Origin of the sequence: Streptomyces sp. DH24 (genome assembly GCF_029813775.1) — a bacterium.
Classification (GTDB): Bacteria; Actinomycetota; Actinomycetes; order Streptomycetales; family Streptomycetaceae; genus Streptomyces.
Window position 1 is genome coordinate 154059 of record NZ_JARVKW010000015.1, and the last position, 6826, is coordinate 160884.

The window sequence follows — 6826 nt, forward strand, 5'->3', positions numbered from 1 at the left end:
CGGGCCGGGGTCTCAGAGACCGCCCCAGCGCTGGATCTTCGGCGCGACCGTCTGGACCCCGAACCGGTACGCACGGCGCAGCGCCTTGCGTGAGGTCCGGGCCAGCAGGCCGGGCCGCCTGCCGACGGAGTGCGCCGAGTGGGGCAGCGCGGTTCCGTCGGGGGCCAGGCCGCGCCTGGCCAGGAGCCGGGGCAGATAACCTGCGGCGTTCTGCATGGTGTAGTACGGCCGGATCGGCGGCAGCGCGGTCCGGCTCAGGGCGGTGACGCGCTGCCGCAGCTGGGCGTACGGGTCCTGGGCCAGGATGCCCTGTTCCTCCAGCCAGCCCGGGTGGGCGTAGGGCTGGGCGCCCTCGTCGATCTCGTTCCAGGAGGCGACGCAGCCGGAGCCGGTGAAGTAGTGGTTGCCGTGCGGTTCACGGACGCCGAGGTCGCTGAGGATCACCGTGGGGATGCCGCGGTGCATGGACTCCAGGGCGGCGGTGGAGCTGACGGTGACCAGGAGGTCGGTGCGGTCGAGGACCTCGGCCATGTTGCCGTAGAGGAACCGCAGGTTGGGCGGCAGCGGTTCGCCGAGCTGCTCGGCCAGGGTCTCGTAGTGGTAGGGCTCGATGTGGGTGGTCTGCTCGCCGGGCTTGGAGCGCAGCTTGACGAGCACCTCGCGGCCGGGGCGCAGTCTGGCGTGCTGGATGGCGCGGCGCAGGATGTAGATCCGACCGTCGCGGTCCTCGGGCACCGACGGCTGCACGGCGAAGGTCACGGTGAACGGGTGCGCGGCGCCGGTGCGCAGCGGGTCGTACTGCTGCTCGGCGAGGAACGGCAGCGCCGTCTGCACGACACAGCTGTCGTCGATGCCGAGTCCGCGGTAGATCTCCCGGAACCGGCGGGCGTCGAAGGGGCTGTTGGCGAGCACCACGTCGGCACCGGCGCGCAGCAGCAGACCGTCCGTCAGGTTCTCGTAGACCACGCCGACGTAGCCGGTGACGAGGACCGGGCGGCGCGGGGCGCCCTCGAAGGTGCGGGCGAGGCCGTGCAGGATCGCCTGGGTGGTGCCGCCGACGGAGCCCACGATCAGCACGTCGGCCTGGGCCAGTGCGGGGCTGGTGACGAACTCGGGGACCGAGGACTGCGTCACCGTGTCGGGCCGGATGCCGACCTCGGCCATCTGGCGTTCGGTGGGGGTGGCACGCCCGTTGAGCATGTGTGCGTGCACCCGGGGTGCGGGGTGGAGCCGTTGCGCCAACTCGCCACCCCACTTCCACCGGGTGTCGGAGTCGGCGAGCACGTGTATGCGCATCGCCTGTGATCCTTCGTCGCCTGCTCGTCGCTGTTCGGGAACTCTCGCGGGTCAGCCCACGGCCATGGACCTGGCCGCCTTGCGCGCGCCGCGCGCCTTGACCAGCCGGGCCGCGGCGGCGGACTCCGGGTTGATGCGCAGCGCCTCCTGCGCCGCGAAGACCCGCAGGGCCTTGCCCTCGCGCCCCATCAGGGCGGCCACCTCGGCGATCTTGATCCAGGTCATCGCGCGGTCGTCCCCGGACATCGCGGCGAGCGACAGCATCCGCTTCGCCTGCTCCAGGTCGCCGTCGCCGATGTGGACGCGGGCCATGCCGATCAGGACGTCCATCGGCTTGCGGTCCTTGAGGATCTGCTCGCCGATGCGCCGGGCGGCGTCCAGGTCGCCCGCCTGCAGGTGTTCCCGGAAGGAGTCGACGGTGATCTCCTCCAGCGCGGGCCTGCCCTTGGTACCGGCCTTGCCCCGCTTGCCCTTGCGTTCCTTCTCGGCCTGCTCCAGGGCGCGCATCTCGGCGTCCGAGGGCGCGCCGGGCAGCGACAGCTTGTAGAGCAGGTCGGGCTTGAAGTGCATGCGCAGCGCGGGCCGCGCCTCCATCTGCGGCAGGGCGCGGGTGACGTAGGCGACGGCGCGGTCCCGCAGGTGCGGGTTGCGCTCGGGCTGCATGCAGTAGCCGACGGCGGCCACGTACTCGGCGAGTTCTCCGCGCACCCAGTCGGGGTTGGCCAGCAGGTCGGGCGCGGAGAAGCCGGCGCCCTCCAGGTCGGGGAGGGCGACCTCGCAGATGGTCACCGGGATGCGGTTGCTGTTGGGGTACGGCCGCAGCTTGCGCAGCACCTCGCGGGCGCCCACGGCGGCGGCCGGGATGCCGTAGACCGCGCGGGCGGTGAACAGGCCGGTGGAGAAGCAGCCGATGACCGCCCGGGGGCGCACGTGGCCGAAGACGGCCTCGGCGAGCAGCGGGGTCTCCAGCACCACCAGCTGGACGTTGAGTTCCTGGGCGCGCACCACGAGGGAGTCGCTGAAGCTCTGCGGGGCGCTCGGGTGGGGCTTGAAGAGGACGGAGGTGAAGCCGAGGCCGACGGCGGCCTCGAACATCCGCAGGTGCAGCCGCTCCTCTTCCTCCTCGGTGAGCAGCCCGATGCTGGACAGGTACTGGCCGAGCAGCATGGCCACGCCGTTGCGGCCGGCCGGGAAACCGGCCGGGAGCGCCGCGCGCAGCGCCGGTACGCAGGACTGCCCGAACTCGGCGAACACCCGCTGCACGGCGTCGGTTCGGACGGGCTCGCTGGGCACGCCGTACTCGGTGAGCAGCAGGGGGCGCAGGCCGGGGATGAGTTCCAGGTAGAGGGTGCGGCGGATGCGCGAGTGGACGTCGCGGGCCAGTTCGTTGCGGGTGGGGCCGTAGGTCATGAGGCCGTCGGCGTACACCGTGATCCACGCGTTGCGGAAGATCTTGCAGAACGTCAGCGCCGGCTTGACCTGGATGGACTCCACGACGAGTTCCATCGGGCCGTCGGGGATGTTCCAGCGCAGGCCGAGCAGTTCGCGCCACATGGACACGTCCTGGGTGCGCGGGTCCCACAGGCTCGGGTGGTACGGGAAGATCACCTCGTTCCACGAGATGACCGCGTCGAAGCGGGGGCGCAGCGACTCGAAGCCCTGCATCGCGTCGAGCGGGGTGGTGACCTCCGGGATCTCGGTGTTGGTGCACACGACGAGGATGCGCCGGGCGCTGCCCGCCGGGCCGAACTGTCCGGCGTCGATGGCGGCGGACAGGGTCAGGGCACCGTAGAGCGTGGAGGCGACGAAGATCTGGGTCGACATCAGGCGGTGACCCCGATGGCCTGCGGATTCTGCCGCTGGTTCGGCCGGCCGGGGCGGGGCGCCCAGGTGGCGCGGCGTCCGTTGTTGGGCAGGTACCGCACGTCGGCGTCGTCCGGGCGGGGCTCGGGCACGGCCAGGTCGCGCACGGAGTTGATGAGCCTCGCGCGCTTCTCGCCCATCTCGTCCAGCGTCCGGTCCAGCAACTGCTGCGGCAGCCGTTCGAGGGCGCCCGCGATCCGGCTCTTGAGCAGGGCGCGCACGTCGTCCTCGTAGGTGTCGGCGCGGTCCAGGTGGATGGCCATCATGGCGCAGTAGGTGCGGATCACCTTGGGCATGATGTGCGGGCCCCAGGGGTGGGCGGCGACCTCCCGGGCGACCCGGTCGAAGCACGGGATGAAGTCGAGCTGGCGCTCGTCGGGGATGCGGGTCAGGGAGGTGCTGACGTCGCGGCGGTAGAAGATGCCCGCCAGGTCGACGGCCGCGTAGGAGTCGGTGTGCAGGTGCAGCCGCCAGGTCCACATCCGGTCCTCGGCGGTGCGCAGCTTCTCGTCGAAGAACAGCAGGTCCCGGCTCGCGAGCACCTCGCGGTCGAAGATGCCGGCCCAGACCAGCGGATAGTCCACCATGGTCGAGGCGTTGACCGGCATGATCGACTGGATCGGCTGGAGCGGGGTGTTCCGCACGGCCTGCGGGGAGCGCACGACCTCGCGCTTCTTGCCGACGACGCGGATGTGGTCGGTGCGCACGAAGTGGCAGCCGAGCTGCTCGATGGCGTCCACCAGCCGGCTCAGGTAGCCGGGCGCGAACCAGTCGTCGCCGTCGAGGAACGCGACGTACTTGCCGGACGCGAGCCGCAGGCCGGCGTTGCGGGTGGCCGAGATGCCGGAGTTCTGCGGGGTGCGGTAGAGCATGGCGCCGGGGACCTTGCGGATCTCCCGCTGCAGGATCTCGGCGGTGCCGTCCGTGGAGCAGTCGTCGATGACGATGAACTCGAAGTCACCGCGGGCGTTGAAGGCCAGGGACTTGAGAGTGGTGGCACAGTAGTCGCGCACGTTGTACATGGGCACGATGACGGAAAGCTTCACTGGCTGGGCCTCGACTCCAACGGTTCTGAGCCAGCCGGATCGCTTCCGGTCGGCGGACCTCCAACATGAGCAGCGGGGTCGTACACGACAGCACTGTCCTTGCTGAACTCCACCCGGCCCCCCCAGGCACTTCTGGCGCAACAGCTTGCACGTGATACTGCTGCTGCGGATATTCACACCACTTTCAATTATTTGTCCAGGCGGAAGCTGATCAAGTGATGGAGATGTCCACTTTTGGCGCGAATTTTGATCACCCTTGATCACAGAGGGTGACCGTCGCACTGCAAGCGGACTCGCCCATTCACACCTGATTCCGGGAACCTCCACATGCGGTCACGCACGGGGTTCGTGTGCCGCGTCCCGGAACGTCCGTCTATAGTGCTCGGGCACCAGTCCGATTCGCCGCGGGTCCGGCCATGCCCCCGCGACGTCTCCGCGTCGGTTCCCCCCATGCGGCGCTTCCGTTCGCAGCACCACCACGCTGTTGACCACCGCCCGGTCGCACCCGGCCGCCAGGATCAGAGGAATCGAGCGAGATGAGCACTGACACCGACGCTCCCCCGTCGCACCGCAGGGGGCGCGCACGCAACGCGCGCGCTCGCAAACCCCGTCGGCTGGGCCGGAAGATCGGCCTCGGGCTGCTCGTCCTGGTGCTGCTGGGCGGCGGCGTCGGCTACTGGCTCTACAGCGACCTCGACAACAACATCAACGGCGTCGACATCGACAAGGCGATCGGGGACGACCGCCCGGAGAAGCTGCCGACGTCCGGCAAGAACGTGCTGGTGCTGGGCTCCGACTCGCGGGCCGGCGCCAACGCCGCGCTGAAGACCGGCAATGTCGCCGGGGCCCGGTCGGACACCGCGCTCGTGATGCACATACCCGAGGGCCGCACCGAGGCCGTCGCCGTCAGCATCCCGCGCGACACGCTGGTGACCCGGCCCGCGTGCACCAGGGCGGACGGCACCGAGGTTGCGTCGGCGAAGCGTGTGATGTTCAACTCCGTCTACTCCGAGGCCGGTCCGGCCTGTGTGGTCAAGACCGTGGAGCAGATGTCCGGGGTCCGCATGGACCACTACGTGGAGATCGACTTCGCCGGCTTCAAGGACCTCGTGGACGCGATCGGCGGGGTCACCGTCACCGTCGACCAGGACATCCACGACAAGTCCAGCGGCCTGGACCTGCCGAAGGGCACGCACCGGCTCGACGGCACGCAGTCGCTGCAGTTCGTGCGCACCCGGCACGGCGTCGGCGACGGCAGCGACCTCGGACGCATCGGTCTCCAGCAGAAGTTCATGATCGCCCTGCTCAGCGAGATCAAGCAGCAGGACCTGCTGGGCAGCCCCACCAAGACCTACAGGATCGCCGACGAGCTCACCGCGGCGCTCACCACCGACTCCGAACTCGCCTCGCTCACCGCGCTCGCGGACTTCGGCCGCAGCCTGAACGGCATCGACCCGGCCACCATGGAGACGGTCATGCTGCCGGTGGCGTACGACAAGACCGACCCGAACCGGGTGGTGCCCGCCGAGCCGCAGGCGACGGACCTCTGGAAGGCGCTGCGCAGCGACTCGCAGATCCCCGAGTCGGCGAAGAAGTCCCCGGCGACCGGCGGCTGACGCGGCCCCGCGGGCCAGGGCCGCGTGCGACCCTGGCCGCATGGCCGACAACCCTGCCCTGCTCCTGATCGTCGACGCGGCGAACGTCGTCGGCTCGGTGCCCGACGGCTGGTGGCGCGACCGGCGCAAAGCCGCCGAACGGCTGCGCGACCGGCTGGCGGCGGACGGACTGCCGGGGCACGACGGTCCCGTGGAGATCGTCCTCGTCGTGGAGGGCGCGGCCCGCGGCGTGGAGTCCGTGCCCGGGGTACGGGTCGAGGACGCGCCCGGCAGCGGCGACGACCACATGGTCGCCCTGGTCGCCGCGGCCGGCGAGCGCCCCGTCCTGGTCGTCACCGCCGACCGGGAACTGCGGCGCCGGGTGGGCGAGTCGGGCGCCGAGGTCACGGGCCCGCGGAGCGTACGGCCGTAGCGCGGTGGACCTGGCGCCGCCCGTCGTCCCCCGGGGCGCCGCCCTCTCGCTAGCCGGACCTCACCCGCACGTACACCACCGCCCCGTCCACCGTGGCCGTCTCCTCGTAACCCGTCGTCAGCAGCCGCCGCAGGCCCGGCACCCGGTCCGGTCCGTACGGCTTGCCGCGGGAGTCGTCGACGACCAGGGCGGGCGGGTCGGCGGCCAGTTCGGCGCGGAAGACGGGCCAGGCTCCCTCGACGGCGTACTTCTCGCCGACCCGGGGCCCGTCCCGGCCGCCGCTGTAGTTGGTGAGGAACCCGGCCGTGAGATAGCGGCTGGCCGGGGCGCGGCCGGCGAACCAGTACGTCTCCGGGTGCATGCCCCACAGCAGCACCCGGTCCCCCGGGGCGGTGTGCTGCGCGACCGTCTGCGCGAGCCGCCTGGCGTGGTCGAGTTCGGGGCGGGGCGCGAACAGGCCCCAGGCCAGGAACAGGGCGCAGCAGCAGGCCGAGGTGAGGACCGCGCCGGGCAGCCGGTCGCGCGGCAGGACCTGGAGGGCGGCCGGCGCCCGCCGGGCGGGCGGCGGGGGGCGGTGCGGGGCGGTGGGGGCG

At 71.3% G+C, this 6826-nt stretch carries 5 protein-coding genes and 1 pseudogene; 2 read left to right on the forward strand and 4 right to left on the reverse strand.

Annotated elements, in window-relative coordinates; all coding sequences use genetic code 11:
• Nucleotides 1-12 precede the first annotated feature (12 nt).
• Genes QC282_RS15025 through QC282_RS15035 form a run of 3 tightly spaced genes read right to left on the reverse strand, consistent with a single transcriptional unit; the run spans nucleotide 13 to nucleotide 4205 of the window.
• Nucleotides 13-1296, reverse strand: a complete 1284-nt coding sequence (locus QC282_RS15025; protein ID WP_279549852.1) for a DUF6716 putative glycosyltransferase — start codon at nucleotides 1294-1296, stop codon at nucleotides 13-15.
• Nucleotides 1297-1347: 51 nt separating this feature from the next.
• Nucleotides 1348-3120: a polysialyltransferase family glycosyltransferase gene (locus QC282_RS15030; RefSeq protein ID WP_279549853.1), complete on the reverse strand. Its 1773-nt coding sequence runs from the start codon at nucleotides 3118-3120 to the stop codon at nucleotides 1348-1350.
• Nucleotides 3120-4205, reverse strand: a complete 1086-nt coding sequence (locus QC282_RS15035) for a glycosyltransferase family 2 protein (protein WP_279549854.1) — start codon at nucleotides 4203-4205, stop codon at nucleotides 3120-3122. The genes QC282_RS15030 and QC282_RS15035 overlap by 1 nt, the downstream gene beginning before the upstream one ends.
• Nucleotides 4206-4741: 536 nt before the next feature.
• On the opposite strand from QC282_RS15035, the gene QC282_RS15040 reads away from it, so the two are divergent.
• Both QC282_RS15040 and QC282_RS15045 read left to right on the forward strand, forming a co-directional pair.
• Nucleotides 4742-5821, forward strand: coding sequence for an LCP family protein (locus QC282_RS15040; protein ID WP_279549855.1), 1080 nt, complete (start codon nucleotides 4742-4744; stop codon nucleotides 5819-5821).
• A gap of 40 nt (nucleotides 5822-5861) precedes the next feature.
• A complete protein-coding gene (locus tag QC282_RS15045) occupies nucleotides 5862-6233 on the forward strand; it encodes an NTP pyrophosphohydrolase (protein ID WP_279549856.1) in 372 nt (123 codons plus the stop codon).
• A 49-nt stretch (nucleotides 6234-6282) separates the two neighbouring features.
• On the opposite strand, the pseudogene QC282_RS15050 reads toward QC282_RS15045, so the two are convergent.
• A pseudogene (locus tag QC282_RS15050) lies at nucleotides 6283-6826 on the reverse strand (glycosyltransferase); the annotation flags it as partial.

Coding starts and splice junctions, on each gene's coding strand:
- QC282_RS15025 (WP_279549852.1), bottom strand. CDS start 1,296: ATGCGCATACACGTGCTCGCCGACTCCGACACCCGGTGGAAGTGGGGT.
- QC282_RS15030 (WP_279549853.1), bottom strand. CDS start 3,120: ATGTCGACCCAGATCTTCGTCGCCTCCACGCTCTACGGTGCCCTGACC.
- QC282_RS15040 (WP_279549855.1), top strand. CDS start 4,742: ATGAGCACTGACACCGACGCTCCCCCGTCGCACCGCAGGGGGCGCGCA.
- QC282_RS15045 (WP_279549856.1), top strand. CDS start 5,862: ATGGCCGACAACCCTGCCCTGCTCCTGATCGTCGACGCGGCGAACGTC.